General features: G+C 73.2%; 30 protein-coding genes, 1 tRNA gene and 1 pseudogene. 14 read left to right on the top strand and 18 right to left on the bottom strand.

The genetic code is table 11. The features are described 5' to 3' along the window. Positions 1 to 11: 11 nt before the first annotated feature. The 8 genes from ACIRSS_RS49950 to ACIRSS_RS49915 all read left to right on the top strand — a co-directional run bounded on the left by ACIRSS_RS49950 (position 12) and on the right by ACIRSS_RS49915 (position 4,405). Positions 12 to 473 carry a Na+/H+ antiporter subunit E gene (locus ACIRSS_RS49950; protein ID WP_400909460.1) on the top strand — a complete coding sequence of 154 codons (462 nt, stop codon included), beginning with the start codon at positions 12 to 14 and terminating at the stop codon, positions 471 to 473. Further along, positions 470 to 724 carry a hypothetical protein gene (locus ACIRSS_RS49945; RefSeq protein WP_400909458.1) on the top strand — a complete coding sequence of 85 codons (255 nt, stop codon included), beginning with the start codon at positions 470 to 472 and terminating at the stop codon, positions 722 to 724. The genes ACIRSS_RS49950 and ACIRSS_RS49945 overlap by 4 nt, the downstream gene beginning before the upstream one ends. Then, entirely contained in the window at positions 721 to 1,020 is a 300-nt protein-coding gene (locus ACIRSS_RS49940) for a monovalent cation/H(+) antiporter subunit G (RefSeq protein WP_400909457.1), read from the top strand. The genes ACIRSS_RS49945 and ACIRSS_RS49940 overlap by 4 nt, the downstream gene beginning before the upstream one ends. Then, positions 1,017 to 1,253 carry a Na(+)/H(+) antiporter subunit B gene (locus ACIRSS_RS49935; RefSeq protein ID WP_400909455.1) on the top strand — a complete coding sequence of 79 codons (237 nt, stop codon included), beginning with the start codon at positions 1,017 to 1,019 and terminating at the stop codon, positions 1,251 to 1,253. Before ACIRSS_RS49940 ends, ACIRSS_RS49935 begins: the two co-directional genes overlap by 4 nt. Then, complete coding sequence (locus tag ACIRSS_RS49930) at positions 1,250 to 1,984, top strand: MnhB domain-containing protein (RefSeq protein WP_400909453.1); 735 nt, start codon at positions 1,250 to 1,252, stop codon at positions 1,982 to 1,984. Before ACIRSS_RS49935 ends, ACIRSS_RS49930 begins: the two co-directional genes overlap by 4 nt. Continuing rightward, positions 1,981 to 2,334 carry a sodium:proton antiporter gene (locus ACIRSS_RS49925; RefSeq protein WP_400909451.1) on the top strand — a complete coding sequence of 118 codons (354 nt, stop codon included), beginning with the start codon at positions 1,981 to 1,983 and terminating at the stop codon, positions 2,332 to 2,334. Before ACIRSS_RS49930 ends, ACIRSS_RS49925 begins: the two co-directional genes overlap by 4 nt. Positions 2,335 to 2,338: 4 nt before the next feature. Next, the gene (locus tag ACIRSS_RS49920; RefSeq protein WP_400909449.1) at positions 2,339 to 4,129 is read left to right on the top strand and encodes a complex I subunit 5 family protein; all 1,791 of its coding nucleotides are present in this window, start codon (positions 2,339 to 2,341) and stop codon (positions 4,127 to 4,129) included. A 93-nt stretch (positions 4,130 to 4,222) separates the two neighbouring features. Beyond that, complete coding sequence (locus tag ACIRSS_RS49915; protein WP_086675473.1) at positions 4,223 to 4,405, top strand: CsbD family protein; 183 nt, start codon at positions 4,223 to 4,225, stop codon at positions 4,403 to 4,405. A 55-nt stretch (positions 4,406 to 4,460) separates the two neighbouring features. Here ACIRSS_RS49915 and nrfD read toward each other — a convergent pair whose 3' ends face one another. The 6 genes from nrfD to ACIRSS_RS49885 all read right to left on the bottom strand — a co-directional run bounded on the left by nrfD (position 4,461) and on the right by ACIRSS_RS49885 (position 12,571). Continuing rightward, on the bottom strand, positions 4,461 to 5,387 hold the full coding sequence (nrfD, locus tag ACIRSS_RS49910) for an NrfD/PsrC family molybdoenzyme membrane anchor subunit (protein WP_400909447.1): 927 nt from the start codon (positions 5,385 to 5,387) through the stop codon (positions 4,461 to 4,463). Then, complete coding sequence (locus tag ACIRSS_RS49905) at positions 5,384 to 6,229, bottom strand: 4Fe-4S dicluster domain-containing protein (protein ID WP_400909445.1); 846 nt, start codon at positions 6,227 to 6,229, stop codon at positions 5,384 to 5,386. The genes nrfD and ACIRSS_RS49905 overlap by 4 nt, the downstream gene beginning before the upstream one ends. Further along, a complete protein-coding gene (gene fdh, locus ACIRSS_RS49900; RefSeq protein WP_400909443.1) occupies positions 6,222 to 9,449 on the bottom strand; it encodes a formate dehydrogenase in 3,228 nt (1,075 codons plus the stop codon). The genes ACIRSS_RS49905 and fdh overlap by 8 nt, the downstream gene beginning before the upstream one ends. Positions 9,450 to 9,487: 38 nt before the next feature. Further along, a complete protein-coding gene (gene selB, locus ACIRSS_RS49895) occupies positions 9,488 to 11,203 on the bottom strand; it encodes a selenocysteine-specific translation elongation factor (protein ID WP_400909441.1) in 1,716 nt (571 codons plus the stop codon). After that, entirely contained in the window at positions 11,194 to 12,477 is a 1,284-nt protein-coding gene (selA, locus tag ACIRSS_RS49890) for an L-seryl-tRNA(Sec) selenium transferase (RefSeq protein WP_400909439.1), read from the bottom strand. Before selA ends, selB begins: the two co-directional genes overlap by 10 nt. After that, positions 12,477 to 12,571, bottom strand: a tRNA-Sec gene (locus ACIRSS_RS49885). Before ACIRSS_RS49885 ends, selA begins: the two co-directional genes overlap by 1 nt. A 54-nt stretch (positions 12,572 to 12,625) precedes the next feature. Here ACIRSS_RS49885 and selD point away from each other — a divergent pair. Both selD and ACIRSS_RS49875 read left to right on the top strand, forming a co-directional pair. Next, positions 12,626 to 13,618 (top strand): selenide, water dikinase SelD, encoded by a 993-nt coding sequence (gene selD / locus ACIRSS_RS49880; RefSeq protein ID WP_400909437.1) that lies wholly within the window; start codon positions 12,626 to 12,628, stop codon positions 13,616 to 13,618. Between the two features lie 34 nt (positions 13,619 to 13,652). Next, positions 13,653 to 13,865, top strand: coding sequence for a DUF2795 domain-containing protein (locus ACIRSS_RS49875; protein WP_400909435.1), 213 nt, complete (start codon positions 13,653 to 13,655; stop codon positions 13,863 to 13,865). Here the strand turns inward: ACIRSS_RS49875 and ACIRSS_RS49870 are convergent. Then, positions 13,862 to 14,143: a hypothetical protein gene (locus ACIRSS_RS49870; RefSeq protein ID WP_400909433.1), complete on the bottom strand. Its 282-nt coding sequence runs from the start codon at positions 14,141 to 14,143 to the stop codon at positions 13,862 to 13,864. The two genes, ACIRSS_RS49875 and ACIRSS_RS49870, sit on opposite strands and share 4 nt — an antisense overlap. Before the next feature lie 55 nt (positions 14,144 to 14,198). Here ACIRSS_RS49870 and ACIRSS_RS49865 point away from each other — a divergent pair, with 55 nt between their 5' ends. Continuing rightward, positions 14,199 to 14,765 (top strand): isochorismatase family protein, encoded by a 567-nt coding sequence (locus ACIRSS_RS49865; RefSeq protein ID WP_400909431.1) that lies wholly within the window; start codon positions 14,199 to 14,201, stop codon positions 14,763 to 14,765. A 91-nt stretch (positions 14,766 to 14,856) separates the two neighbouring features. Beyond that, a pseudogene (locus ACIRSS_RS49860) lies at positions 14,857 to 15,036 on the top strand (RidA family protein); the annotation flags it as partial. 19 nt (positions 15,037 to 15,055) lie between these two features. Here ACIRSS_RS49860 and ACIRSS_RS49855 read toward each other — a convergent pair. Genes ACIRSS_RS49855 through ACIRSS_RS49845 form a run of 3 tightly spaced genes read right to left on the bottom strand, consistent with a single transcriptional unit; the run spans position 15,056 to position 17,202 of the window. Continuing rightward, a complete protein-coding gene (locus ACIRSS_RS49855; protein WP_400909429.1) occupies positions 15,056 to 15,388 on the bottom strand; it encodes an antibiotic biosynthesis monooxygenase family protein in 333 nt (110 codons plus the stop codon). Positions 15,389 to 15,430: 42 nt separating this feature from the next. Beyond that, complete coding sequence (locus tag ACIRSS_RS49850) at positions 15,431 to 16,333, bottom strand: serine hydrolase (RefSeq protein ID WP_400909427.1); 903 nt, start codon at positions 16,331 to 16,333, stop codon at positions 15,431 to 15,433. Then, positions 16,330 to 17,202 (bottom strand): LysR family transcriptional regulator, encoded by an 873-nt coding sequence (locus ACIRSS_RS49845; protein WP_400909425.1) that lies wholly within the window; start codon positions 17,200 to 17,202, stop codon positions 16,330 to 16,332. Before ACIRSS_RS49845 ends, ACIRSS_RS49850 begins: the two co-directional genes overlap by 4 nt. Positions 17,203 to 17,303: 101 nt before the next feature. Here ACIRSS_RS49845 and bla point away from each other — a divergent pair, with 101 nt between their 5' ends. Next, the gene (bla, locus tag ACIRSS_RS49840; protein ID WP_400909423.1) at positions 17,304 to 18,206 is read left to right on the top strand and encodes a class A beta-lactamase; all 903 of its coding nucleotides are present in this window, start codon (positions 17,304 to 17,306) and stop codon (positions 18,204 to 18,206) included. Here bla and rimO read toward each other — a convergent pair. The 8 genes from rimO to ACIRSS_RS49800 form a co-directional block, all read right to left on the bottom strand. After that, positions 18,190 to 19,557 (bottom strand): 30S ribosomal protein S12 methylthiotransferase RimO, encoded by a 1,368-nt coding sequence (gene rimO, locus ACIRSS_RS49835; protein ID WP_400909421.1) that lies wholly within the window; start codon positions 19,555 to 19,557, stop codon positions 18,190 to 18,192. The two genes, bla and rimO, sit on opposite strands and share 17 nt — an antisense overlap. A gap of 1 nt (position 19,558) precedes the next feature. After that, positions 19,559 to 19,834, bottom strand: coding sequence for a hypothetical protein (locus ACIRSS_RS49830; protein WP_400909419.1), 276 nt, complete (start codon positions 19,832 to 19,834; stop codon positions 19,559 to 19,561). A gap of 90 nt (positions 19,835 to 19,924) precedes the next feature. Then, the gene (locus ACIRSS_RS49825; protein WP_400909417.1) at positions 19,925 to 20,557 is read right to left on the bottom strand and encodes an NAD(P)H-dependent oxidoreductase; all 633 of its coding nucleotides are present in this window, start codon (positions 20,555 to 20,557) and stop codon (positions 19,925 to 19,927) included. A 30-nt stretch (positions 20,558 to 20,587) separates the two neighbouring features. After that, entirely contained in the window at positions 20,588 to 20,839 is a 252-nt protein-coding gene (locus ACIRSS_RS49820) for a hypothetical protein (protein WP_400909415.1), read from the bottom strand. Between the two features lie 85 nt (positions 20,840 to 20,924). Next, positions 20,925 to 22,175 carry a PucR family transcriptional regulator gene (locus tag ACIRSS_RS49815; protein ID WP_400909413.1) on the bottom strand — a complete coding sequence of 417 codons (1,251 nt, stop codon included), beginning with the start codon at positions 22,173 to 22,175 and terminating at the stop codon, positions 20,925 to 20,927. Positions 22,176 to 22,199: 24 nt separating this feature from the next. After that, the gene (locus tag ACIRSS_RS49810) at positions 22,200 to 22,898 is read right to left on the bottom strand and encodes an alpha/beta fold hydrolase (protein ID WP_400909411.1); all 699 of its coding nucleotides are present in this window, start codon (positions 22,896 to 22,898) and stop codon (positions 22,200 to 22,202) included. Positions 22,899 to 22,909: 11 nt separating this feature from the next. Then, the gene (locus ACIRSS_RS49805; protein WP_400909409.1) at positions 22,910 to 24,010 is read right to left on the bottom strand and encodes an FAD-dependent oxidoreductase; all 1,101 of its coding nucleotides are present in this window, start codon (positions 24,008 to 24,010) and stop codon (positions 22,910 to 22,912) included. Continuing rightward, the gene (locus tag ACIRSS_RS49800) at positions 24,007 to 24,696 is read right to left on the bottom strand and encodes a TetR/AcrR family transcriptional regulator (protein WP_400909407.1); all 690 of its coding nucleotides are present in this window, start codon (positions 24,694 to 24,696) and stop codon (positions 24,007 to 24,009) included. The genes ACIRSS_RS49805 and ACIRSS_RS49800 overlap by 4 nt, the downstream gene beginning before the upstream one ends. Before the next feature lie 158 nt (positions 24,697 to 24,854). On the opposite strand from ACIRSS_RS49800, the gene ACIRSS_RS49795 reads away from it, so the two are divergent. Next, positions 24,855 to 25,187: a hypothetical protein gene (locus tag ACIRSS_RS49795; RefSeq protein ID WP_400909405.1), complete on the top strand. Its 333-nt coding sequence runs from the start codon at positions 24,855 to 24,857 to the stop codon at positions 25,185 to 25,187. Positions 25,188 to 25,401: the final 214 nt, after the last annotated feature.

Raw genomic sequence — 25,401 nt, 5'->3', positions numbered from 1 at the left:
ACCCGGCCGACGTGATTCGCGAGGTGCTGCCCTGGTGGCTCGGCCTGACCGGCCTGTGGGTCCTCACGCTGTCGACGCCGTCGTGGCCGGAAATCACGGCCGCGGCCGTCGCGGCGGTGCCGTGCGCGTTCGCGGCCCGCGCGGCGCGCAAGGCCGTCGGCGGAGCGTGGCGGCCCCGCCCGAGCTGGCTGAGGTGGCTGCTCACGATCCCGGGCACGGCGGTCCGCGAATCGGTGTCCGCCCTGGTCAAGGTCGTGCGCCACCCGCGCGCGGGCCGGTTCGACACGGTCGGGCTGCCGGCGGAACCCGACGCGGTCCACGACGCCAGGGCGGCCCTCGCGGCCGCTGTCGTCGGCTGCACCCCGGGGACGATGGTCGTCGCCACTCCCGAAAACCCCTCAGCCGACCGCGAACTCGTCGTCCACCGGCTCCTCGACGGGGACTCACGCGTACTGGACGAGGTGCGCCGGTGACCGGCTGGCTGGTCGCCGCCGTGGTCCTCATGGCGGGCGGCCTCGGCCCGGCGCTGTGGCTGGCCGCGCGCGGGGACGCCATCGCGCGCCTCGCCGGACTGCAGCTCGCCGGCCCGGTCACCGTGCTCACGCTGCTCCTGCTCATCCAGGCCTACGGTCCGTCGAGCGCGGTGATCCTGCCGCTGGTGCTGACCGTCCTCGCCTTCGCGGGCACCCTGCTGTTCATCCGGCTGCTGGGGACGACCGAATGACGGTCCTCGCCCAGGTTCTGGTCTTCGCCGGGGTCGCCGTCGTGGTGGTCTCGGCGCTGGCGATGCTGCGGGCCCGGACCCTGCTCAACCGCCTGCACCTGCTCGCGCCGGTGACAACGCTGGGCGCGCCGCTCGTCGGCGTCGGGCTGGTGCTGGCCAGTGGATGGAACCTCGGGTCGGGCGCCATCCTGCTCACCGTCGTCCTGCTCGCGGTGACCGGACCGGTGCTGCAGTCCGCCGCCGGACGCGTAGAGGCGCGGCGGCAAGGCGCGATCGACGAGGACCTCCCGTCGTGACGACGGTCGTGCTGCTCGTCGCCCTCGCGTTCGTCGCCGTCGCGGGGTTCGCGGTGGTGGCCACCCCGGACCCGCGGCGGCAGGCGATCACGTTGTCGCTGTTCAGCCTGTGCCTGACGCTGCTGTTCGTGGCGCTCCAAGCGCCGGACGTCGCACTTTCGGAACTGGCCGTCGGGTCGGCCGTGGTGCCGCTGCTCGTGCTGCTCACCATCCGGAAGGTGGGCGGGCGATGACGCTGCGGGCCCGGACGTGGCTGTGCGCGGCCGGCGCGCTCGGCGTCGCCGTCCTGCTCGTGGCGGCCTTCCTGCGGATGCCCGCGTTCGGCGGCGCCCTGCACGTCTACCGCGACCTCGCGCTGCCCGCGGCCATCGCGCGGATGTCGCCGAACCTCGTGTCGTCGATCAACTTCGACCTGCGCGCGCTCGACACCCTCGGCGAGGAGACCATCGTCGCCGCCGCGGTCGTCGGCGCGCTGTCGCTGCTGCAACCGTCCGAAGAGGAACGGGAGCGGATCGAACCGCAGCGCGGGTACGTCATGCCGGTGGTCAAGCTGGCCGGCTACCTGCTGCTGCCGGTGACCCTGCTGCTCGGCCTCGACGTCGTCGCGCACGGCCACCTCACCCCCGGCGGCGGCTTCCAGGGCGGCGTGGTGCTCGCGACCGGCTGGCACCTGCTCTACATCTCCGGCAGCTACCCGGCGCTCGCGCGGCTGCGCCCGATCGACTGGTGCGAGTACGCCGAGGCGGCGTCGACCGGCCTGTACGTCGTCACCGGGCTCGCCGGCCTGGTCGCCAGCGGCGCGTTCCTGGCCAACATCCTGCCCAAGGGCGAGTTCGGCTCGCTGCTGTCGGCGGGCACGGTGCCGGTGCTGAGCGTCCTGGTCGGGATCGAGGTGGCCGCCGGGCTCGTCGTGCTGCTGGCCCAGTTCCTCGGCCAGGGCCTGATCCGGGAGGAGGACTCGTGACCGGGGTCGCCGGGATGGCCTGCTACTGCGTGGCCGGGTGGCTGCTGCTCATCGGCGCGGTCGGGATCGTGCGCAGCCGGCACCTCGTGCACACCGTCGTCTCGCTCTCGGTGGCGCAGGCCGGGACGTACGTGCTGCTGCTCGGCATCGGCTACCAGGACCAGGCCGGCGCGCCGATCGTCGTCCAGGACCAGCGCCAGCCCGTGGTCGACCCGATGGTGCAGGCGATGACGCTGACCGACATCGTCGTGTCGGCGACGATCACGGCGCTGCTGCTCGGCCTGACCATCCAGATCTCCAAGCGGCACGGGACGGTCGATCCCGACGAGCTGCGCGCCCTGCGCGGCTGAGGCGATGTCCGCGCTCCCGTCCCTCGTCGTCGCGCTGCCGCTGCTGGCCGCGTGCGTGCTGCTGGGCCTGGGCGTCAAGCTGCCGCGGGTGGTGGCCGACGGCCTCGCGACCGCGGCGGCGCTGACCGCCACGGTGCTGACGGCGGTGCTGCTCGCCGCCGTCCAGCACGGCCGGGTGGTGGTCTGGCTGGGCGGGCACCGGCCGGACGGCGCCCGTTCGCTGGGCATCGTCCTGGCGGCCGAGGGCCTCAACACGACGCTCGCGCTGCTAGCGTCGTTCCTGACGACGTGCGCGCTGGTCTACAGCTGGCGCTACTTCGAGGCGGTCGAAGCCCGCTACCACGCGATGATGCTGCTGTTCCTCACCGGCATGCTCGGCTTCCTGCTCACCGGGGACCTGTTCACCCTGTTCGTCTTCTTCGAGCTGATGAGCGGCGTCGCCTACGCGCTGACCGGGTACCGCGTCGAGGAGGCCGACTCGGTCCAGGGCGCGCTCAACTTCGGCGTGGTGAACTCCCTCGGCGCGTACTTCACGCTGATGGGCATCGGCCTGCTCTACGCGCGCGGCGGGCAGCTCGGGCTGGCGCAGCTCGGCGTGGCCCTCGACGGGAAGCCCGCGGACGCGCTGGTGCTCGCCGCGTTCGTGCTCGTCTGCACCGGCCTGCTGGTCAAGGCGGCCGCGGTGCCGTTCCACTTCTGGCTCGCCGACGCGCACGCGGTCGCGCCGACCCCGGTGTGCGTGCTCTTCTCCGGCGTCATGGTCGAGCTGGGCGCCTACGGCGTGCTGCGGGTGCGGCGCACGGTGTTCGGTGGCGTCCTCGACGACGGCGCGTTCGCCCGGGTACTGCTGGTGCTCGGGATCGCGAGCGCGGTGCTCGGCGCCGTCCTGTGCTTCACCCAGCGGCACCTGAAACGGCTGCTGGCCTACTCGACGATCGCGCACACCGGGTTGTTCCTCTGTGGACTGGCCGCCGCGGACGGCGCGGCGAGCACCGGGTTCCTGCTGGCGGTGGCCGGGCACGCGGGTGCCAAGGCGACGCTGTTCCTGCTCGTCGGCGTGCTCAAGGACCGCTACGGCAGCGTCGACGAGGACGAGCTGTTCGGCAAGTGCGGGCACTCCCGGCTCGAGGGCGGGCTCTTCCTGCTGGCGGGCCTGGTCCTGGCCGGGCTGCCGCCGTTCGGCATCGCGTTCGGCAAGGACGTCACCGAGCACGCGCTCGAGAAGACCGGCTACGGCTGGCTCGTGGCGGTCTTCGTCCTCGTCACCGCCGTGACGGCGGGTGCTGTGCTGCGAGCCGGTCTCGGTGTCTACTTCGGACGCGGCCGGCCCCCGCGCCGCGACGACGGCGACCGCACCCCGGGCACCGACGAGGAGCCCGAGACCGGCCGCCGCATCGAGCGCACGCCCGCGACGATGACCGCCGCGATCGTCGCGGTGCTGGCCGCCGCGCTCGCGGTCCCCTGGCTGCGTGACGTCGCCGTCACCGCCGGGCGGCAGGAGGCGGACCGCGCCGGGTACCTGCACGACGTCCTGCCCGCCGTCGGCTCGCCCGGGTCACTCCCGCCGGTGACGGCCGAGTGGACGTCGTCCGGCCTGCTGTTCGGGGGTATCACCGTGCTGCTGGCCCTCGGCGTCGCCGCGGCGGCCCTGTGGCCCCACCGGCTCCCGTCCTGGCCCCGGCCGGTCCGCACCGCGCTCGACGCGCTGCACCGGGCGCATTCCGGGCACGTCGGGGACTACGTGGCCTGGCTGCTGGTGGGCGTGACGGTCCTCACCGCGATCATCTGGATCTGATGTGTACGCGGCCGCGCACCGGGTAACCCGGAGACAAGGCCCTTTTGGCGACTGGCCGATCCGGAAATGTCGCCGCGACGGAAGGTGCACCCGATGAACGACAAATTCGAGAACAAGGGCGAAGAGCTCAAGGGCCGGGCGAAGGAAGCCGTCGGCGACGCCACGGGCAACGAGCAGTGGCAGGCCGAGGGCAAGGCCGACCAGGCCAAGGGTTCGCTCAAGCAGGCCGGCGAGAAGATCAAGGACGCCGTCAAGGGCGTCAAGGACAAGGACTGACCTCTGGTCCTGCCGCTGCCGCACCCCGGGTTCCCGGGGTGCGGCAGTTCTCGTTTCAGCGCTCTTCGGACCGGCGCGCGAGCCGTTCGCGCTGCGGGATCACGACGTACTTCGGGTCCTTTGTGGACGCCACCCCGGCCGCGTAGACGCCGAACCGCGTGCACAGTCCCGACGCCAGGTAGGCCGCACCCGCCAGCACGCCCGCGGCGCGGTTCCGGCTCGCCAGCAGGGAAAGACCCGCGCCCGCCGCCGTCAACGCCTTGGCCGCCTTGAGCAGCTTTCCCGCGCGGCCCGTCCGGTACGGCTCGGAAACCAGGCCCAGCCCGGTCTCCAGGTGGTGCTCGGCCACCAGCTCCGCGGCCGCCCCCACCAGCCCCGCCCGGATCGCCGGGCCGACTTCGCCGGCGGGTGCCGCCAGCAGGGCCGCGCCCGCGCCGCTCGTCAGCGCGCTGCCCGCGAACAGCACCGGGAGCGTCCCGTGGGCCTCGTGCCACGACGGCGTCGCCGTGTCGGCGAGCAGCACCGCCGTGTACGTGCACATCGCCGGGCCGAGCACGCCCGCACCCATCCCCGCGAGCCTGCCGATCAGCGGCAGCTTCCCGGTCACCTCGGACGCCGCCGCCACCGCGGCGAGCCCCGAGAACGGGGACAGGATCCACGAACCCACCGAAAGGGGTGACGTCGGCTTGAGCACCCGCAGCATGTGCAGGAACCGCGTCGGCTTGCCGAGGTCGTGGACCAGCGCCACGACGCTCGCGACGGACCCGCCGGACGCCACGATCCGGCCCACGCGGGCCAGGCCCGGGCGTCCGGTGACGTCGGCCAGGGCCGCCATCGTCGCCGACGCGCCCGCCGCCCCGCCCAGGAACAGGTACAGCGGCACGTCCGGCTGCTTCCAGGCCGGCTCCTTCAGGATCGGCCGGCCGTAGTAGGACTTGAACTCGGCGGGCTCGACCATCGCCGGTTCGCGGCGCGGGCTCACCGGCGCCGTCCCAGGAACGACATCGCGACGGCCGCGGCCACGCCCGCCGCCGTCACCGCGGCCCGCTTCCACATCGCCGGCAGGTCCCGGGTCGTGACGACCGGGTCCGGCGGCAGCCCGTACACCTCGGGTTCGTCCAGCAGCAGGAAGAACGCGCCGTCGCCGCCGACGCCGTCGTCCGGGTCACGGCCGTAGAGCCGGGCCTCCGGCACCCCGGAGTCGTGCAGCGTCCGCACGCGCTCGTCGGCTCGTTCGCGCAGCTCGTCGAGTTCGCCGAACTGGATCGAGTCGGTCGGGCACGCCTTGGCGCAGGCCGGTTCCATGCCCGCGCCGAGCCGGTCGTAGCAGAGGGTGCACTTGAACGCGCGGCCGTCGCTCTCCCGCTTTTCGATGACGCCGTACGGGCACGCCGGAACGCAGTAGCCGCAGCCGTTGCAGATGTCCTGCTGCACCACGACGGTGCCGAACTCGGTGCGGAACAGCGAGCCGGTCGGGCAGACGTCGAGGCAGGCCGCGTGCGTGCAGTGCTTGCAGACGTCGCTCGACATCAGCCAGCGCACACCGGGCTCCTCCTGCCCCGGCGCGCCGACGTCCGGCATCCCGAGGTCCACAGTGGACGGTGCCGGGGCGGCGGGCTTGGGTTGTTCGACGAACGCGACGTGCCGCCAGGTGTTCGAGCCCAGCGCGCCGGTGTTGTCGTAGGACGAGCCGAGCAGGTCGAGCTCGCCGCGGTCGGGTACGCCGTTCCACTCCTTGCACGCCACTTCGCAGGCCTTGCAGCCGATGCACACCGACGTGTCGGTGAAGAACCCCATCCGGGGCTGGGTGCCGTACTCAGCCATCGGCTCGCCTCCGGTACTCGTCCACGAACTCGGGCAGCGCCGCGCCGCGCGGGCGCCGTCCCGGCCGGATGTCACAGGTGGCCGCCTTCGACTCCTGGATGTGCACGTTCGGGTCCATCACGACCGACAGCAGGTCGTTCGCCGCGTCCCCGCGGGAGAGGCCGTTCGGGCCCCAGTGGTAGGGCAGGCCGACCTGGTGGATGGTCCGGCCGCGGACCTTCAGCGGCTTGACGCGGTCGGTCACGAGCACGCGGGCCTCGATCGCCGTGCGCGCCGAGATGATCGTCGCCCAGCCGCCGTTCTCGAGGCCGCGTTCGGCCGCGAGCGCCGGCGAGACTTCGCAGAAGAACTCCGGCTGCAGCTCCGAGAGGTAGGGCAGCGTCCGGCTCATGCCGCCGGCCGTGTGGTGCTCGGTGAGCCGGTAGGTGGTGAACACGTACGGGTAGACCGTGCTGCGCGCCGGGTTGTAGGGGTTCGACGGGCTGTCCAGGGTCTGGCGCGTCGGCGACTCCTGCTGGCCGTACAGCGCGTTCTCCACCGGGCTTTCGAACGGCTCGTAGTGGGTGGGCAGCGGGCCGTCGGCCAAGCCGGCCGGGACGTAGAGCCAGGCCTTCCCGTCGGTCTGCATGATGAAGGGGTCGCGGCCGCCCAGCGCGTCCTGCGCCTTCGCGCCCTCGGGCGGCACGTAGTCCGGCGCCTTGGTGGGCTCGAAGTCGGGGACGTCCGGGCCGACCCACTTGCCCTGCTCGGCGTCCCAGCTGAGCAGCTTCTTCCGTTCGCTCCACGGCTTGCCGTCCGGGTCGGCCGACGCGCGGTTGTAGAGGATCCGGCGGTTCGCCGGCCACGCCCAGGCCCAGCCCTTGGCGACCCAGTCCTGCTCGCTGCCCGGCTGCCGGTTCGCGGCCTGGTTCTTCCCGCCGGCGCGGGCGCCGCAGTAGATCCAGCAGCCGCACGCGGTCGAGCCGTCGTCCTTCAGCTGCGTATACGCCGAGAGCGGGCCGTCCGGGCCGTGCCCGTTGATCTCGGCGAGCACGGACTCCGCGCTCGGGTCGTCCGTCGGTCCCTCGACCGGGTAGCTCCAGGTCAGGTCGCGGATCGGCGCGTCGCGCGGGTCGTCGCCGACGCGTTCCCGGATGATCCGGCCCAGGTGGTAGTAGAACCAGAGGTCGCTGCGGGCGTCCCCGGGCGGTTCGACGGCTTTGTGGTGCCACTGCAGCAAGCGCTGGGTGTTGGTGAAGCTGCCGTCCTTCTCGGTGTGCGCGGCGGCGGGCAGGAAGAAGACCTCGGTGCCGATCTCCTCCGGCTTCAGCTCGCCGGTCTCGACCTCGGGGCCGTCCTTCCAGAACGTCGCGCTCTCGATCATCTGCAGGTCGCGGACGACGAGCCAGTCGAGGTTGGCCAGGCCGAGCCGCTGGAACTTGCCGTTGGCCGAGCCGACCGCCGGGTTCTCCCCGACCAGGAAGTAGCCCTTGCACTCCCCCTCGATCTGCTTCTGCACGGTCGCGTACGTGCCGTGGTCGCCGGTCAGGCGCGGCAGGTAGTCGAAGCGGAAGTCGTTGTGCGGCTGGGCCGAATCGCCCCAGTAGGACTTGAGCAGGCTCACGGTGTAGGAGCGCATGTTGCCCCAGAACCCGGTCTTGCCCGCGTCCGCCGCGACGAAGTCGTCGAGGTTCTGGTGCTGGTGCGCGTGCGGCATCGGGATGTAGCCGGGCAGCAGGTTGAACAGCGTCGGGATGTCGGTAGAGCCTTGGATGCTGGCGTGGCCTCGCAGCGCGAGGATGCCGCCGCCGGGGCGGCCGATGTTGCCGAGCAGGGTCTGCAGGATCGACGCCGTGCGGATGTACTGCGCGCCGACCGTGTGGTGCGTCCAGCCGACCGAGTACACCCACGCCGTCGTCCGGTCGCGGCCGGAGTTCGCGGTGACCGCCTCGGCGATCTCCCGGAACTGCTCGACGGGCAGGCCGCAGACGTCGGCGACCACCTCGGGCGTGTAGCGGGCGAAGTGGCGCTTGAGCACCTGGAAGACGCACCGCGGGTGCTGCAGCGTCTCGTCGGTCTTCGGCTTGCCGCCGATCGCCGCGCCGCCGCTGCCGTAGGTGTCGGCCCGGGCCGACTGCTGGTGCGCTTCGCCGCTGTGGTGCGACCCGGAACCGGGCTCGCCCGGCTGCTCGGGATCGGTGGAGCCGGCCGCGGGCACGGTCGGCACGCCTTCGTACTCCCACGTCGTCATGTCGTACCGGCGCTTCTCGGGGTCGTAGCCGGAGAAGACGCCGTCGAGGTCTTCGGTGTCCTCGAAGTCCTCACGCAGGATGGCGGCCGCGTTGGTGTAGGCGAGCACGTACTCCCGGAAGTCCTTGTCGTTGCTCAGGACGTAGTTGATCAGGCCGCCGAGGAACGCGATGTCCGAGCCGGCGCGCAACGCCGCGTGGACGTGCGAGACCGCGCTGGTGCGGGTGAACCGCGGGTCGACGTGGATGATCTTCGCGCCGCGGGCCTTCGCCTCCATCACCCACTGGAACCCGACCGGGTGGCACTCGGCCATGTTCGAGCCCTGGATGACGATGCAGTCGGCGTTGGCGAGGTCTTGCTGGAACGTCGTGGCGCCTCCACGACCGAAGGAGGTCCCCAGACCGGGAACCGTGGCGGAGTGTCAAATACGGGCCTGGTTTTCGATCTGTATCGCGCCGAGCGCGGTGTACAGCTTCTTCATCAGGTAGTTCTCTTCGTTGTCCAGCGTCGCGCCGCCCAGGCTGGCGAAGCCGAGCGTGCGGTTGAGCTTGCGACCCTGGTCGTCGGCGTCCTGCCACGTCTCGTCGCGGGTCTTCAGGACCCGGTCGGCGATCATGTCCATCGCCTTGTCGAGGGGCAGGCGCTCCCAGTCGGTGCCGTACGGGCGCCGGTAGAGGACCTCGGTGACGCGGCTCGGGCTGGTCACGAGCTGCTTGCTGGCCGACCCCTTCGGGCACAGCCGGCCGCGCGAGATGGGCGAGTCGGGATCGCCTTCGATCTGCGTGACGCGGCCGTCCTTGACGTAGACCTTCTGGCCGCAGCCGACGGCGCAGAACGGGCAGACGGACTTGACCACTTTGTCGGCGTCTTCGGTGCGGGCGTGCCATTTTTCCGAACCGTCCGATTTGGCCGCCGCGGCGCGGGCGGTGCGGTCCGGACCGGTCAGCTGCCGGTACACCGGCCAGCCCTCGATCCACTTCCGCACGCTCATACCTCGCACGGTAGTAGCGATACCCGCGGATCGCAGCTCTAACCGCGCACCCTTCGGGTTCCATCGCCGAGCGGTTCCGTCCGGGCTGCCGCGTCGAGGCGTTCCAGCAGCGGGATCATCACCCGCCGCGTGCTGTCCAGCGCCCGGCGGGCCTCCGAAACCGTGAACGGCCGGGGCAGCCCGCGCAGCTCGGCCACCGCCCGCTCCTCGGCGTCCGGGCCGAGCACGACGCCGTCGGCGACCGCCGTCAGCCGGCCGAGCCGGACCGCCGCCGCCAGCTCGCGGCGGCCCAGGCCCAGCGCGCGCAGCTCGTCGGCCTCCGGGGCGCGGAACGGGTGCTCGGCGAGCCGTTTCACCACCGTCTCCAGCGCCTTCTCGACGGCCGGGGCGAGTCCCGCGCCGGGCCGGCGCACGAGCCCGCCGGTGACCTCGAACCCGGTGCCCGCCAGCAGCGGGGCGACCAGCTCCGGCGCGGGCAGCCCGAGCCGCTGCCGCAGCGCTTCCACCGGCATGCCCGCGGCCAGGGCGTCCCAGCCCCGGACGATCGCCGCGGCCTCGGCGCGCAGCCCGGCGACGCGCGCCGGGTCGGCGAACCAGTCCCCCATCCGGTCGCCCGTCTCCGGCAGGCCCATCGCCGCGAAGTCCGGCGCCGGCACGAAACCGTTGCGGCGCAGATAGGTCCCGGCCAGGTCCGGGTCCGCCAGCTCCTCGCCGCGGGTCCGCGCCGCGCCCCGGCGGGCCAACGACGGCGGCCGGACGTCGAGCACGTCGAACCCGGCGGCGATCCGGTGCTCGCCGGGGTCGCGCAGCAGCCCCCGGTCGCCCACCCGCAGCGGCAGCGCGGCCGCCGTGGTGAGCCGCGCGGTGTCCGTCCCGAGTGGACGGACGCGCACCGGCACCGCCGCCGTGCCGAAGTGCAGCACCAGGTTCCGGTGGACCTCCCCGCCGCGCAGCCGGACGTCGAACTCGGTCGTCGCGTGCCACCGGCCCGGCGTGAGCAGGACGTCGCCGCGGCGGACTTCGGTCCGGGCCGTGCCGCGCAGGTTCACCGCCACGCGGGCCACTGCCGTCACCCGGTCGTGCGGCTTCCCGAGTGCCTGCAGGCCGCGGACCTTCACCCGCGCGTCCCCGAGCACCAGCTCGTCGCCGACCGCGATCGTGCCGGCCGCGAGGGTGCCCGTGACGACCGTGCCGGCCCCCGAAACGGTGAACGCCCGGTCGATCCACAACCGGACATCGGCGTCCGGATCGGGCGTCGGCAACGCATCGGCCAGGGTCCCGATCGCCGCGCGCAGCTCGGCGAAACCCGCGCCCGTCTTCCCGCTGACGGCGACGCTCGGCACCGCGCCCAGCGACGTCGCCGCGATTTCGGTCAGCGCCGCCGCGGTTGCCGCGGCCGGGTCGGCCCGGTCGGCTTTCGTGACGACGAGCAGGCCGCGCCGGACGCCGAACGCGTCGAGCGCGGCGAGGTGCTCGGCCGACTGCGGCATCCAGCCTTCGTCGGCCGCGACGACGAACAGCACGGCCGGCGCGGGCCCGGCGCCCGCGAGCATGTTCGGCACGAACCGCTCGTGGCCCGGCACGTCGACGAACGCGACGTCCTCGTCGCCGATCCGCGTCCAGGCGAAGCCGAGGTCGATGGTGAGGCCGCGACGGCGTTCCTCGGCCCAGCGGTCCGGCTCCATCCCGGTCAGGCGGCGCACCAGCGTCGACTTGCCGTGGTCGACGTGCCCGGCGGTGACGATCACGCGCATCGGCGGACGGCTTCCCGCAGCTTCGCGTCCTCTTCCGGCCGCACGGTCCGCAGGTCGAGCAGGCACCGGTCGCGTTCGACGCGGCCGACGACCGCGGGCTCGCCGGTCCGCAGCGCGACGGCGTACCGGGCGGGCAGGCTCACCGCGACGCTGGGCAGCTCGACGCCCGGCGCTCCCCCGCCGCCGACGGCCGCGACCGACGGGACCACCCGGGCGTCGACGCCGTCCCACGCCCGGACCAGGGCTTCCGCCCGGTGCCGGAGGCTCTCGACGGACACGTCGAGGGCCGCGCGCACCGGCGGCTGCGGCCCGCGCAGCGTCGCTTCGAGGGCGGCCAGGGTCAGCTTGTCGACGCGCAGGGCCCGCGCGGCGGGGTGCCGCCGCAGCCGTTCGACGACGTCGGCGGCGCCGAACAGGAGACCGGCCTGCGGGCCGCCGAGCAGCTTGTCGCCGCTGGCCGTGACGACCGTGGCCCCGGCGCGCAGGGCGGTCGCCGCGTCCGGTTCGTCCGGCAGCAGCGGGTGCGGGGCCAGCAGGCCGGACCCGATGTCGGCGACGACGGGCACGCCGAGCCCGGCCAGCTCGCCGAGCGCCACCTCCGACGTGAAGCCGGTGACGCGGTAGTTCGACGGGTGCACCTTGAGGACGAACCCGGTGTCGGGGCCGATCGCCTCGGCGTAGTCGCGCACGGACGTCCGGTTGGTGGTGCCGACTTCGCGCAGCCGGGCGCCGGTCGAGGCCAGCAGGTCGGGGATGCGGAAGCCGTCGCCGATCTCGACCAGCTCGCCCCGGCTGACGACGATCTCGCGGCCCGGGGCGAGGGCGAGCGCGCAGAGCAGCAGGGCGGCCGCGTTGTTGTTGACAACGTGCACCGCGGCGGCGTCCGGGACGGCGGCGGCGAGCGCCGCGAGGGCACCGCGCCCACGCCGGGCGCGCTCACCGGTCGCCAGGTCGAACTCGACGTCGGTGGCACCGCCGGCCGCCACCAGGGCGTCCAGCGCGGCGGCCGACAGTGGGGCTCGGCCGAGGTTGGTGTGCACGACGACGCCGGTCGCGTTGACCACCGGCCGCAGCGACGCCGCGCTCGCCGGGAGCCGCGCGAGCACGACGTCGACGACGTCACCCGGGGCGACCCCGCCTTCTCGGGCGGCCTGCTGAACTTCGGCGACCACCGCTTTGACCAGGTCGCGCCCGAGCGTCCCCGCCGCCTTCGCGACGCGGGGCTCGGCCAGGACCGCGTCGGTCCGCGGGATCGCGCGGCGGGGGTCAGGCATGGCGGAGGCGGACGGGAATCGAACCCGCCAGCGGCAGGACCTGCCGCTCAACGGTTTTGAAGACCGTGCCGGTCACCAGGCCGGATACGCCTCCCTGCACCATGGCGCCCATCCTGCCAACTCCGCGCCCCGCGGGCACGATGAACCGGTGGAGTACCGGCTGACGCAGTACGCGCACGGGGGCGGCTGCGCGTGCAAGATCCCGCCCGGCGAGCTCGAGGAGGCCGTCCGCGGCCTGACCGGGAGCTCCCCCGCCGACCCCACCGGCGAGCTGCTCGTCGGCCTCGACACCGGCGACGACGCGGCCGCGGTGCGGATCTCCGGGTCGACCGCGCTGATCGCGACCACGGACTTCTTCACCCCGGTCGTGGACGACGCCTACGACTGGGGGCGGATCGCCGCGGCCAACGCCCTGTCCGACGTCTACGCCATGGGCGGCACGCCGGTGGTCGCGGTCAACCTGCTCGGCTGGCCGCGGGAGACGCTGCCGTTCGAGCTCGCGGCCGAGGTGCTGCGCGGCGGGCTCGACGTCTGCGGCAAGGCGGGCTGCCACCTGGCCGGCGGGCACAGCATCGACGACCCGGAGCCGAAGTACGGGCTGGCCGTCACCGGCGTCGCGGATCCTTCGCGGCTGCTGCGCAACGACGCGGGCCGCGCGGGCGTGCCGCTGACGTTGACCAAGCCGCTCGGCGTCGGCGTGCTGAACTCGCGGCACAAGGCGACGGGCGAACGGTTCGCGCAGGCGATCGACCTCATGACGACGTTGAACGACGCCGCGGCCCGCGCCGCGCTCGCCGCCGGGGCCGTCTGCGCCACCGACGTCACCGGCTTCGGGCTGCTCGGCCACCTGCACAAGCTGGCCCGGGCCAGCGGGGTGACCGCCCGGATCGACCCGGCGGCAGTGCCCTACCTCGACGGCGCGCGCGAGGCCCTGCGCGACGGGTACGTCAGCGGCGGCACCCGCCGGAACCTCGACTGGGTGCGCCCGCACGTGGACGTGTCCCGGATTTCTTCCGACGAGGCACTGCTGCTGGCCGACGCGCAGACGTCCGGCGGGCTGCTGGTCGCCGGGGAGCTGCCGGGCCATCCGGTGATCGGGGAGCTCGTGCCGCGCGGGGACCACACGATCGTCGTGGGCTGAGTTTCGGGCCGTCCGAGGCGGGTACGCGGAGATCATGCCTGCACCGGACCGTTCCAGCCTCGAACAGCACCTGGCCGAGACCGACTACCCGTGCGGCCGCGACGAGCTCCTGCGGCGCGCGGCCGCGGCGGGTGGCGGCGACTCCGTGCTCGGCTCGCTCGGCGGACTCGCCGAAGGCGACCGGTACGAGAACTTCGACGCCGTGTGGGAGGCGGTGTCGGCCAAGCACATCGGCGGAGCGCCTTAAGCGAGCCGCTCCACGGCGTCGCGGGCTTCCTTGAGGTCCGCCCCGGTGTTCTCGCGGTAGACCTTGATGGCCTGGATCTTCTTGCCTTCGCGCACCAACGCGGTGACCTCGGCGAGCCCGGGCTCTTCGACGGTCACTCCGAGCTGAGCGACGATGGCGTCCAGCTTCCGTTCCATCCGGTCGAGCCGGCGGCTGAGCCTGCGTTCGGTCGTCGAGGAGCTCAGCCCGACGACCGCGACGAGCAGGACGATCCCGAGCAGCAGCATCCCGTAGTCCATGGCGGGTCATGCTACGTGCGGAAAACTGTCGGTGCCCGCGGTTAAGGTGGCCCGCATGACGACATTGCCGGATCGCCCCCGCACCGCCCTGCTCGTGGTCGACGTCCAGAACGGCGTCATGAAGGAGGCCCACGACCGCGCGGCGGTCCTCGCGAACATCGTGGCGCTGGTGGAGAAGGCGCGGGAAGGCGGGGTTCCGGTCGTGTGGGTGCAGCACACGAGCGACGAGCTGCCACACGGGAGTGCGGTGTGGGAGTACGTGCCGGAACTGGTGCGAGGCGAGGCGGAGCCCTTGGTGCACAAGGAGTACGGGGACTCGTTCGAGGACACGGACTTGGAGCCGGTGCTGTCTTCGCTGGGCGTGGGGCGGCTGGTGGTGGCCGGCGCGCAGACGGACGCTTGCATCCGGTCGACGTTGCACGGGGCGTTCACCCGGGGTTACGACGCGACCTTGGTGACGGACGCGCACACGACGGAGGACCTGTCCGCGTATGGGGCTCCGGCTCCCGGGGAGGTCATCGCTCACACCAACTTGTATTGGTCGTTCCAGACCGCTCCGGGACGGACCGCGGGAACGGTGAAGACCGCGGAGGTGGACTTCGGGGTCACGGCTTCGGCTTGAGGTCGGCCGGGCCGGGGAGGTTGAGTGAGCGGCTCGTTCGGCGGTGGTCGACGCCTGTCGAACCGGAGCGCCCGGCTCTCGCCTCGCGCCCTTGGCGAACCTCGTCCGGCGCAACGTCCACACCACCGACGTCGACGGGCTCTTCCCGCACTACGGCGTGCCGGCCGCTCGGCTCGGCGCCGCCGGGGTAGCACCGGCGACGACCATGCTCGGCGTGACGCGGCCGGCCATCCCCGGGCGGGTCGTGGAGCTGGCGGGCACGGCGGTCGCCCAGGACGTACGGCTTCGAGCTACGCCGGCCGCTCGAAGCCGTATGCGCGCTCCACTTTGGCCACCTCGATGTGGTAATCCGCGTACCACTGCTCGCGCCCGCGCCGCTGCGCCTCGAGGTGCTCCGGGTGGCGCTGCCAGCGGGAGATCGACTCGGCGTCGCGGTAGTACAGGACCGTCAGCTCGCGGCCGTCGGCGTCCGTCCGGGACTCGCGCCCCAGGTAGCCCGGCTGGACGCGGCCGAGCTCGCCCATCCGCGCGTCCATTTCCGCGTAGCCGTCGAGGTTGCCCGCGTCGAGCTTGCTGCTGATGATCACCGCGTAGTACGGCGGCTCCGGTCTGGTGAAGGACACCGGCGGAGCCTAAGTCCGCCCCGCCGGAAGCCCAACCGGATTTCATGCTCCGCGCAGGTGATCTCGCAGCGCGCGGGCCACTCGGGCCATGAGCACGTCCGCCTCCGGCTGGAGGACCGCCGGGACCCGCGACTCGGTCAGCGCCACCACGCCGAAGACCCTTCCGTCCGCGTGCTCGACCACTCCCGCCTCGTGGCGCAGGTTCAGCAGCGTCCCCGTTTTCGACGACCAGCGGGCCGCGTCCGAGGCGAAGTCCGGGGTCAGCCGGTGGCGGATCACGTTGTGCGCCATCAGCTCCCGCACGCCCGACGCCACCGACGGGTCGATGCGGGACGGCGTCCACAACGCCTGCAGCAGCTCCAGCACCGCCCGCGCCGACGCCGCGTTCGCGCGAGTCACGTCCAGCTGGGCCAGCCGATGCCCCCGGCCCGCCGTGCCCGCGCCGATCGCCAGCGCGTGCGCCAAGTCCACCTCGCCCGCATCGAAACGCTCAGCCGGGGTGTCGACGAGGTCCGCCATCAGGTGCCGCACGGCGATCCCGGACAGCCCCCACCCGGCCAGCGTCCGCATGACCTCGGCCGGCGGGGTCAGGCCGAAGAGGACGTCGGCCGCCACGCCGTCGCTCAGCGCCGTGCTCAGGTACAGCAGGTCGTCGACGGCGATCCGCGCCGGGTGGCGGAACCGGGTCAGCCCGATCGGCCCGGGCGTGGTGACGCCGCCGGGCGCGACTTCCAGCTGCGTCGCGCCGTCCAGCTCGCCGCGGCGGATGCGCTCGAGGGTCGCCGCTGCCAGCGGGACCTTGACCAGGGACGCGATCGGGTACACCCGATCCGGGTCGATGCCCAGTTCGTGTCCGGACCGCAGGTCGCGGACCAGGAACGACCCGCGCAGCCCGCCGTCGTCCAGCTCGGCTCGCAGCTGCCGGACGAGCGCCTCCGTGCTCACGCCTCGGCTCCCAAGCACCGTCCGACGGCGGTGGCGAGGCCGTGCAGCCGGCCGGCGTCCTCGCCCAGCGCGGCCGCGACGGCGAACCCGCGCGCCAGGGCAACCTCCCCGACCGGCCGCCAGTGCAGCCCCAGCTCCCCGGCCTGCGCCCGCGAGCACAGCAGCAGGTCCGCCGAGCCGAACACCGCCGCGGCCGCCGCGGTCAGCGAGCCGGCCACCTCGACCTGGGCGGGCAGTAGCCCCACGGCGTCCCGCGCCCGCAGCAGCGGATCGCGGACGTGCGGGACGTCGTCCTCCGGCTGGATCCACACGCGCCGGCGCGGGCCGCCCGACCGCCCGGCCCGCAACGTCTCCAGGTGCACGACCCGCGCCTTCGGGGCGGCCACCCCGGCCAGTCCCAGCGGAACCGACCACACTCCCTCGTCGGCCGGGACCGCGACGAGCGCCGCCCGCACCTCCTGGGTGCGGACGAGCTCGGTCCGCTCCCCCGGCGGCGCGACGCGGAACTCGAGGTGGACCTCCAGCGCGCGGGCCTCGGCGGCGAGCTCCGCCAGTTCGCGCACGCCGCACGTGTCCGGGACGGCCACGCGCACCGGCCGCAGCCGCGCGCGCCGCACGTCGTGTTCCAGCGTGTCGGCCAGCTGCACCAGCCGTTTCGCCGACGGCAGCACGTCCCGGCCGAACGGCGTCAGCCGCGCCCGCCGGGTCGAGCGGTCGAAGAGCCGCTCGCCGAAGTGCCGTTCCAGCGCCGCGATCCGCCGGCTCGCGACCGGCTGCGGGATGCGCGCGACCGCCGCGCCCGCCGTGAAGCTCCCCGCTTCGCTCACGCTCACGAACGCCCTGCAGCCGCCGACCAGGTCCACGACCACACTCTATGCGGTTCCGGCATCGAACCGCGCGTTTCCGTCTTGGACAGCATGAGCGAAGCCGGTGAGACTGCGGAGGTCGTCAAGATCGGAAAGGGTGTCCTGTGCCGTTGCCCCACGTCCAGCGGACCGCGCTCGCCGCGCTGGTCCTCGTTTCGCTCACCGCCTGCGCCGCCGAAGCGCCCGTGCCGGCTCCGGACGCCCCGGCGCCGTCGAGCACCGCTACCGCCCCGCAAGCCGACTTCGCGCCGCTGGAGCGGGAGTTCGACGCGCGCCTCGGCGTGTACGCAGTGGACACCGGCTCCGGCCGCGAACTCGCCCACCGCGCCGACGAACGCTTCGGCTACGCCTCGACGCACAAGGCGTTCTCGTCGGCCGCCGTGCTCCAGCGCACGAGCGTCGAGAGACTGGCGAAGGTGCTGAAGTACACGCGGGGCGACCTGCAGGAGAACTCCCCGGTCACCGAAAAGCACGTCGAGACCGGCATTTCCCTGCGCGAAGCGATGGACGCGGCCCTGCGCTACAGCGACAACACCGCCGCGAACCTGCTGTTCCGCGAGCTGGGCGGACCGCAGGGGCTCGCCGCCGCGATGCGCGGGATCGGCGACACGACCACGCACGTCGACCGGATCGAACCCGGCCTCAACGACCTAGCGCCGGGCGACATCCGGGACACCAGCACCCCGCGCGCGATGGCCACGAGCCTGCGCGCCTTCACCCTCGGGGACGCCCTGCCGCCGGAGAAGCGGCAGATCCTGACGGACATGATGCGCGCCAACCAGACCGGCGCGGCGGTGATCCGGGCGGGCACGCCCACGGGCTGGGCGGTCGCCGACAAGACGGGCACCGGCGACTACGCGACGCGCAACGACATCGCCGTCGTCTGGCCGCCGGGGCGCGCGCCGATCGTGCTGGTGGTGATGTCCGACAAGAAGACCGAGCACGCCGACCACGACGACCGGCTGATCGCCGAGGCGGCGAAACTCGCGTTCAGCGCTCTTCGGTGAGGACGCGCACCCGCAGGTCGACGCCGTGGGTGCCGACGACCTCCGCCCGGACGAGCGACCCCGGTTCCGGCGCCGCTTCCGTGAACATGACGCGCCCGTCGACCTCGGGCCCCTGGTGCGCCGCCCAGCCGTGGCCGCCGGTGCCGACGAGCACCTCGACGACGCTGCCGATCCGCTCCTCCGCACGGCGCGAGACCACCTCGTCGGCGAGCAGCGACAGCTCTTCGACGCGCTGGGCGAGCACCGGGGCCGGCACCTTGTCCAGCAGGCCGACGGCCTCGGTGCCGTCCTCGTCCGAATAGCCGAACACCCCGGCCGCGTCCAGCCGGGCCTGCTCCAGGAACCGCTTCAGCTCGGCGAAGTCCGCGTCGGTCTCTCCGGGGAAGCCGGCGATGAAGTTCGAGCGCACCCCCGCGTCCGGCGCCAGCGCCCGGATCCGCTCGAGCAGCTGCAGGAACCGCTCGCGGTCACCGAACCGGCGCATCCGGCGCAGCACCGGCCCGCTCGCGTGCTGGAACGACAGGTCGAAGTACGCCACGACCCCCGGTGTCCCGGCGATCACCTCGACCAGGGACGGCCGCAGTTCGGCGGGCTGCAGGTAGCTGACCCGGACGCGGTCGGCGACGCCGGCGAGCTCCGGCAGCAGCTTCTCCAGCGCCTGCAGGTCGCCGAGGTCCTTGCCGTACGACGTCGAGTTCTCGCTGACCAGCACGAGTTCCCGGACGCCGTGGCTCGCCAGCCACTCGGCTTCGGCGAGCACCTCGGCGGGCGGCCGCGAGACGAACGCGCCGCGGAAGCTCGGGATCGCGCAGAACGTGCAGCGCCGGTCGCAGCCCGAGGCCAGTTTCAGCGGCGCGACCGGGCCGCCGCCGAGCCGGTGGCGCAGCACCCGCGGGCCGCTCGCCGGCCCGTGGCCCGGCACGTGGGCCACGGCGGCGGACGGCCGCTGGACCGGCGTGATCGGCAGCAGCGTCCGCCGGTCGCGCGGGGTGTGCGCGGACCGGGTCCGGCCGTGCAGGACGTCCTCGATGCGGTCGCCGATCTCCGGGTAGTCGTCGAACGACAGGACGGCGTCGGCCTCCGGGAGCGCGTCGGCGAGCTCGCGGCCGTAGCGCTCGGCCAGGCAGCCGACAGCGACGACTTTCGCGCCCTTGCCGGACGCGGCGAGGACGGTGTCGATCGACTCCTTCTTCGCCGCTTCGATGAACCCGCAGGTGTTCACCACGACGACGTCGGCTTCGGCGCCGGGTTCGGCGAGCTGCCAGCCCGAGCCGCCGAGGCGGGCGGCGAGCTCGTCGGAGTCGACCTCGTTGCGTGCGCAGCCCAGGGTGACCAGCGAGACGGTGCGCACGTCAGTAGGCGACGACGTCGCCCCGGCCGCTGCCTTCGTCGCCGATCGCGCGGGTCTGCACCAGCACGGGCGCGTCGACCGCGGGCGCGACGGCGTTCAACGGCAGGTAGGCGGCGATCACCATGCCGCTGGCGAGCAGCACCCGGGCCACCTTGCGGCGCCGGTCGCCGGCTTCGTGGACCCCGACGCACGTGCCCCACTGCCGGCCGGCCGGTGCTTCCGGTGCGGTTTCCTTGCGGTGGCGGCGTTCTTCGGCCAGCCGTCCGAGCATGCTCATGGCTCCCCCTCGGTGAAGTCCGGGTCGAGCCGAGCGACGCACGCGCCGCGAAGCCCGCTCAAGGTCTTCACCGGAAGTGGCCGGAACCGGTCAGTGACCACCGAACAGCTGCCGGACCTCGGTTTCGACGTCGTCGAGCCACCCGGCCCGCTGCCGCTCGCCGGCGTCCGCGACGACGCGCAGGACGAGCCGGCGCACCTCGGGCTCGCCGAGGTAGGGGGCGAGACAGCGCTTCCAGATCGCGTCGAGCGGGTCGCCGAAGAGCGTCCGCTCGCGCTCCGCGGTCGTGTCGGAGGTGTTCACCACGAGCAGCCGGCGCAGCGAGAGCAGCGACTCCGGCGCGCCGCCGGCGTCGTCGAGGCGGTACGCCACGCCGGGGACGAGGATCCGGTCGAGCCAGCCGCTGAGGATGGCGGGCGGCTTGCCCCACCAGTTCGGGTGGATCGCGACCAGACCGCCCGCGTCCCGCAGCTCCTCGCGGTGGCGGCGCACCAGCGGGTCCGGTTCGGCGGCGAGGAACTCCTCCGCCCGGGTCCCGCTGGTGTAGGCCTCTTCGGCGGTCAGCACCGGGTCGAAGCCCTCGGCGTACAGGTCGTGGAAGCGCACCGGCCGCCCGGCGCTGGTCAGCGCGTCGCGGACCCGCTCGGCGAGCGCGTGGTTGAAGCTCCCCGGCCGGGGGTGGGCCAGCAGGACCACCACCGGCCGGGACTCGTCGTCGATCACCGCGTCAGCTTGCCACGGCGGCCCGGCGGCTCAGCCCGCGTTCGCCAGCAGGCCCGGCCTCGCGGGCGCGCTCTCCATCAAGCAGCGGTGGCACGGCATCCCGCGCAGCCCGTCGAGCACTTCGGCGTCGCCGGGGAAGATCGCTTCGCCGCACAATGCGGTCAGCCGGTCGGGCACCTGGCCGGCGGCCGGAACGGGGATCAGGTGGCAGACGCGTCTGCTCTCGCCGACGACGCCTCGGCGTAGCCGCACCACTGCGAGCATCCCACCGTTCTCACCCATAGCCGAAAGGTAGGCCGAACGGCTCATCCCGGCTTCGTGCCCGCGCACCAACGATCTTCGCCGCCGGTGGTCCGGGATACCAAAGTCAGGCCGGCGACAGCACCGCCGCGCCCAGGCGGTGGCTCAGGTTCAAGGCCAGCTCGACGTCCAGGCGGCTCTCCGCGAGCTCGCGCGGCAGCAGCTCCTGCGCCTTGCGGACGCGGTACTGCACCGAGTTCTTGTGCATCGTCAGCTCACCCGCGGCCGCGGTGTAGCTGCCGCCGGAGGCGAGGAACACGCGCAGGGTGTCGCGCAACCGCCCGCAGTTCTCGTCGTCGGCGCTGAGCGGCCCGAGCGTGCTCGCGACCCACAGCCGGGCCGCGTTGAGGTCGGTGGTCATCAGCGCCACCGTGCCGACCTCCCGGAAGGTCAGCACGCGGTCGCAGTGCTCGCCGGCGGCCAGCGCCAGCGCGTGCACCCGCCGGGCCTGCTGGTGGGTGTCGCGGAAGCCGGCGACGCCGGTGCCGGGGTCGCCGACCGTCACGCGCACGCCGGGGTCGGCCTCCGCGAGCACCGCGTCGAGGTGCTCGCGGCGGACCCCCGCGACCGGGAGCCACGCCCAGGCACCGGCCTCGTCGCGGGGCACGAACAGCGGCCGCCCCGCCCCGCCGGCGCGTTCCAGCACCGCGCCCGCGACCGACTCCAGCAGCGACAGCACGTCGTGCGCCTCGGACGCGTGCCAGACGACCATCCCGACGTGCGTGCCGCGCAGCCGGTAGCCGATGACCGCCTCGGCCGCGTCGACGTCGGCCGGGCCGCCGTTCTCGCTCAGCAGGTCCAGCACCTTCGCCGCCCGCGCGGCACTCCGGTTGAGCAGCCACTTGTCGCGTTCGTCCTGGTAGATGCTCACGAGCTGGCGCACCACGCGGGTGATGAACTCGTAGGCGACCTTGAGCAGCCGGCGCATCATCGCCCCGAGCAGGGCCGCGTCGTCGACCAGCCGGGTGCACTCCTGGAACCCGAAGTCGAGCATCGCGGCCTGCCCGAGGTCGTAGGCGAGGATCAGGTCGAACACCGGGGTGCCGCGCTGCGCCAGCCGGCGCGCGTACTCCACGGCCGCGGCCGGCGGCTCGACGTTGGCGGGGTCGATGCCGTGCTGGAAGATCTGCAGCGCGGTCTCGATGTTCTGGTAGACGCTCGCCGACAGCAGGCTCACCATGCGCTCGTCGTCGTTGACCAGCTGCGGCAGGTCGGCCGCGTACAGCTGGACCAGCTCCCCGGCCAGCTCGACCGCCCGGTCCGCGAGGGTGGCGGCGATCTGGCGGATGCGGTCCGAGACGACTTCTTCGTCCACCATGGAGCTACTCTACGGGGTGGACGATCAAGCTCGTCCGGCGAACTCGTCGATCAAGGCGAACGTTTCGGCCGGAGCCTGAACGTGCGGCACGTGCCCCGCGCCGGCGACGACTTCGAACCGCGCGTCGGCGAACGCGGCGGCGTAGGCCTTGCCGAACTCCGGCGGCACGACGACGTCGTCCTCGCCCCAGATCAGCAGCACTGGGATCCTTACCCGGGCGAGGCGGCGCAGCAGCTTCGGGTCGGCGATCCGCGGCCCGGTGTAGGCCCGCATCGCCGCCAGGTCGGCGGGGTCCGGTCCCGGCGCGCCGGGCGGCGGCTGCGGCAGCCTGATTTCGTGGCCTTCGACGTCGGGGCCGATGCCGTCGAGCACGACCAGCTCGCCGATCCGCCGGCCGCGGTCGCGGACGGCCATTTCGGACGCGACCCAGCCGCCGAACGAGCTCGCGACCACCAGGACGTCGCGGGCGTCCTCGTCGTCCAGCAGGTCGAGGTAGGTCACGGCGAGGTCGTCGACGCCGGAGAACCAGTCCGGGCGCGGCGTGCCCGCCCACCCGGGGTGGGTCGGCGCGAGCACCCGCGCGTGCGGCGCGAAGTGCTCGATGATCGGCTCGACACCCTGCGGGCCGGCGCCGCCGTGCAGGACGAGCACCGTCCGGTCACCGCTGCCGGTGTCGACGAGGGGGATGTCCAGTCCCGGGTGGGGACGCAGTGTCCGGGTCATCGGGTGTCCTTTCAGGAGTGCGTGTGGGCCAGCATCTGCTCGACCATCGCGGCGGGCGCGTCCGGCCGGAAGCAGGCTTCGAGGTTGTCCGCCGACTCGCGGGCGGCTTCTTCCGCTCGCGGGAACAGCTCGGCTTCGTACGCCGAGAGAGCGCTTTCGACGTCGTCGTGCGCGGCGAGTGCGAGGGCCAGCTCGCTGGCGTCGAGCATGGCGAGGTTCGCACCCTCGCCCGCGAAGGGCGACATCACGTGCGCGGCGTCGCCGAGCAAGGTCACCCCCGGCACGCGGGCCCAGCGGTGGCCGACCGGCAGCGCGTGGATCGGACGCGGGATGAGCGGGTCGTCGCTGTCTTCGAGGAGGGCCCGCAACCCGGCGTCGAAGCCCGCGAAGGCGTCGAGGAGACGGTCACGGTCGGCCAGCTCCACGACCGCCGCCGGGTCGTCGTTCTTGACCGCGGCGTACACGCGGATGCGGCCGCCGCCGTTGCGCTGGGCGATCAGGCCGAGGCCGTCGGCCAGCGCGAACATCGAACCCGGGCCGACGAGCGCGGCGGCGGCCGGGTGCCGGGTGTCCACATCGGACAGATGTGCTTCCACGAACGACAGTCCGGAGTAGCCCGGGACGGCGGCCGACAGCAGCGGCCGGACCTTGGACCACGCCCCGTCCGCGCCGACGACCAGGTCGGCCTCGACGACCTCGCCGGTGGCCAGGGTGAGGCGGCCGGCGTCCACCGCGGTCACCTTGGTGCCCCACCGGACGACGCCGTCCGGCAGCGACTCGACGAGGATCCGCTTGAGCGCGCCGCGATCGACCTCGGGCCGCGTGCCGCCGGCGGCGTCGGCGGCCTCTTCGAACCGGACGACACCGTGGCGGTCGAGGATGCGCAGCGCCTCGCCCTCTTCGCGCGCGATCGCCCGGAACTGCTCGGTCAGGCCGGCTTCGGCGAGGGCGCGCTGCCCGGATTCTTCGTGCAGGTCGAGCGTGCCGCCTTGGTCGCGGGCGGTCGGCGACGCGTCCAGCTCGTAGACGGTCGACGCGATCCCGCGGGTGTGCAGGACGCGGGCCAGCGTGAGGCCGCCGAGGCCACCGCCGACGATGGCGATCCGGGTCATCGGGTCTCCTCGGGTTCGGAGCGCGGGGTGGCGAGCGCGCCGTTGAGCAGCGCGTCGAACGCCCACCGCGAGCGGGTGGGGCCGGAACCGGACACCAGGTCGGCGGCCAGCGCGGCGATGTGGGGGTGGGTGTCCGGCGAAGCGGTGGCCACGGACTCGACCAGGACGTCGTGCTCGCGCGCGGCCCCCGGTTTCTCCCGGCGGCTCCCGTGCTCGACGGCGGTCGCCGTGGCGGTCAGCAGCAGGATGTCGACCGCCCAGGCGGCCTGCCCCGGCGCCATGCCGCCCTCGTCGAGCAGCGCGAGCACCGCCTCGACGAGCTCCAGGTAGTGCGGCCCGCTCAGCCGGGTCACCAGCGCGACGCGGGCCAGGCTCGGGTGCGCGAAGAGGACCGACCGGTAGGAGTCCAGCACGGCCCACAGCCGTTCACGCCAGTCCCCCGCACCGTCGAGCCGGACCTCGGCAAGCAGTTCGTCGAGCACCGCGGCGTGCAGTTCTTCGGTGTCCTTGACGTACACGTAGAGCGACGCGGGGCCGGTGTCCAGCTCCTTGGCGAGCCGTCGCATGGTGACCCGCTCGACGCCTTCGGCGCGCATGACAGCGACGGCCGTCGCCACGATCCCTTCGCGGGACAACGCCGGCTTGGCCGGTCGTTCCCGGCGGTTGTAGGTGCTTTCCGGAGCCATGACCCCACTGTAGCGAACATGTTCGTTACGAGCACGTTCGGGACGAACATGTTCGTGCGGGCTCCGTCACAGGCAGGACCCGAGCGGCCGAAACGCTGGCTTCCGGAGCGTTTCACCTCGCTGATGGGCACGGTTGCGGTGTTCGGCATCTTCGACACGTGGATCGCGGTGCACAAATCCGCTGCACCCGCGCCTTTGCGACCACCTACCTCGTCACCGATCGGCGGATCATCTTCGCGGCGCAGTGGCCGACCGGGGCCGAGTACCGCTGGGTGCGGTTCAGCCGACTCGGGCCACCGCGAGTCAAGCCCGACGAGCGGGGCATCGGGACGATCACCTTCGGCACGAGCCGGTGGATCCGCTGGCAGCTGGCCAACAGACCGCAAGCCGGCACTTGGGCGCCGTTCGTGCCGGACCTCTACGCGATCGCGGACGCGCCGCGGGTGGCCGAGCTGATCGCCGAAGCCCAGCGGGCCCTACCGCGCCGATAATCGAAAAGAATCGGAAACAATCGCGAAACACGGACCACTCGACGAGCTGGTCTGGACCACTCTGCGAAGATCACCCGTCTGGCGGTTTCCCGTTCTACCACAAGGGGACGCAGAGGTCCAGACCACTGGGTCAACCCCGGTTCCGCATTTCATTCGGAAAACCGGTTAAGCAACTTTCGGGGGGTGTGTCAACTTCTCACGAGCGGTATATCTG

The sequence above is a fragment of the Amycolatopsis sp. NPDC101161 genome (genome assembly GCF_044768185.1).
GTDB lineage: Bacteria > Actinomycetota > Actinomycetes > Mycobacteriales > Pseudonocardiaceae > Amycolatopsis.
The sequence above is the reverse complement of the archived record's forward strand: the minus strand, read 5'-3'. Positions and strand labels throughout refer to the sequence as shown.

Coding starts and splice junctions, on each gene's coding strand:
- ACIRSS_RS49915 (WP_086675473.1), top strand. CDS start 4,223: ATGAACGACAAATTCGAGAACAAGGGCGAAGAGCTCAAGGGCCGGGCG.
- ACIRSS_RS49815 (WP_400909413.1), bottom strand. CDS start 22,175: ATGGTGGACGAAGAAGTCGTCTCGGACCGCATCCGCCAGATCGCCGCC.
- ACIRSS_RS49810 (WP_400909411.1), bottom strand. CDS start 22,898: ATGACCCGGACACTGCGTCCCCACCCGGGACTGGACATCCCCCTCGTC.
- ACIRSS_RS49930 (WP_400909453.1), top strand. CDS start 1,250: ATGACGCTGCGGGCCCGGACGTGGCTGTGCGCGGCCGGCGCGCTCGGC.
- ACIRSS_RS49830 (WP_400909419.1), bottom strand. CDS start 19,834: ATGAGCATGCTCGGACGGCTGGCCGAAGAACGCCGCCACCGCAAGGAA.
- ACIRSS_RS49865 (WP_400909431.1), top strand. CDS start 14,199: ATGACGACATTGCCGGATCGCCCCCGCACCGCCCTGCTCGTGGTCGAC.
- ACIRSS_RS49905 (WP_400909445.1), bottom strand. CDS start 6,229: ATGGCTGAGTACGGCACCCAGCCCCGGATGGGGTTCTTCACCGACACG.
- ACIRSS_RS49875 (WP_400909435.1), top strand. CDS start 13,653: ATGCCTGCACCGGACCGTTCCAGCCTCGAACAGCACCTGGCCGAGACC.
- ACIRSS_RS49870 (WP_400909433.1), bottom strand. CDS start 14,143: ATGGACTACGGGATGCTGCTGCTCGGGATCGTCCTGCTCGTCGCGGTC.
- selA (WP_400909439.1), bottom strand. CDS start 12,477: ATGCCTGACCCCCGCCGCGCGATCCCGCGGACCGACGCGGTCCTGGCC.
- selB (WP_400909441.1), bottom strand. CDS start 11,203: ATGCGCGTGATCGTCACCGCCGGGCACGTCGACCACGGCAAGTCGACG.
- ACIRSS_RS49800 (WP_400909407.1), bottom strand. CDS start 24,696: ATGGCTCCGGAAAGCACCTACAACCGCCGGGAACGACCGGCCAAGCCG.
- ACIRSS_RS49805 (WP_400909409.1), bottom strand. CDS start 24,010: ATGACCCGGATCGCCATCGTCGGCGGTGGCCTCGGCGGCCTCACGCTG.
- ACIRSS_RS49940 (WP_400909457.1), top strand. CDS start 721: ATGACGGTCCTCGCCCAGGTTCTGGTCTTCGCCGGGGTCGCCGTCGTG.
- ACIRSS_RS49820 (WP_400909415.1), bottom strand. CDS start 20,839: ATGGGTGAGAACGGTGGGATGCTCGCAGTGGTGCGGCTACGCCGAGGC.
- ACIRSS_RS49920 (WP_400909449.1), top strand. CDS start 2,339: ATGTCCGCGCTCCCGTCCCTCGTCGTCGCGCTGCCGCTGCTGGCCGCG.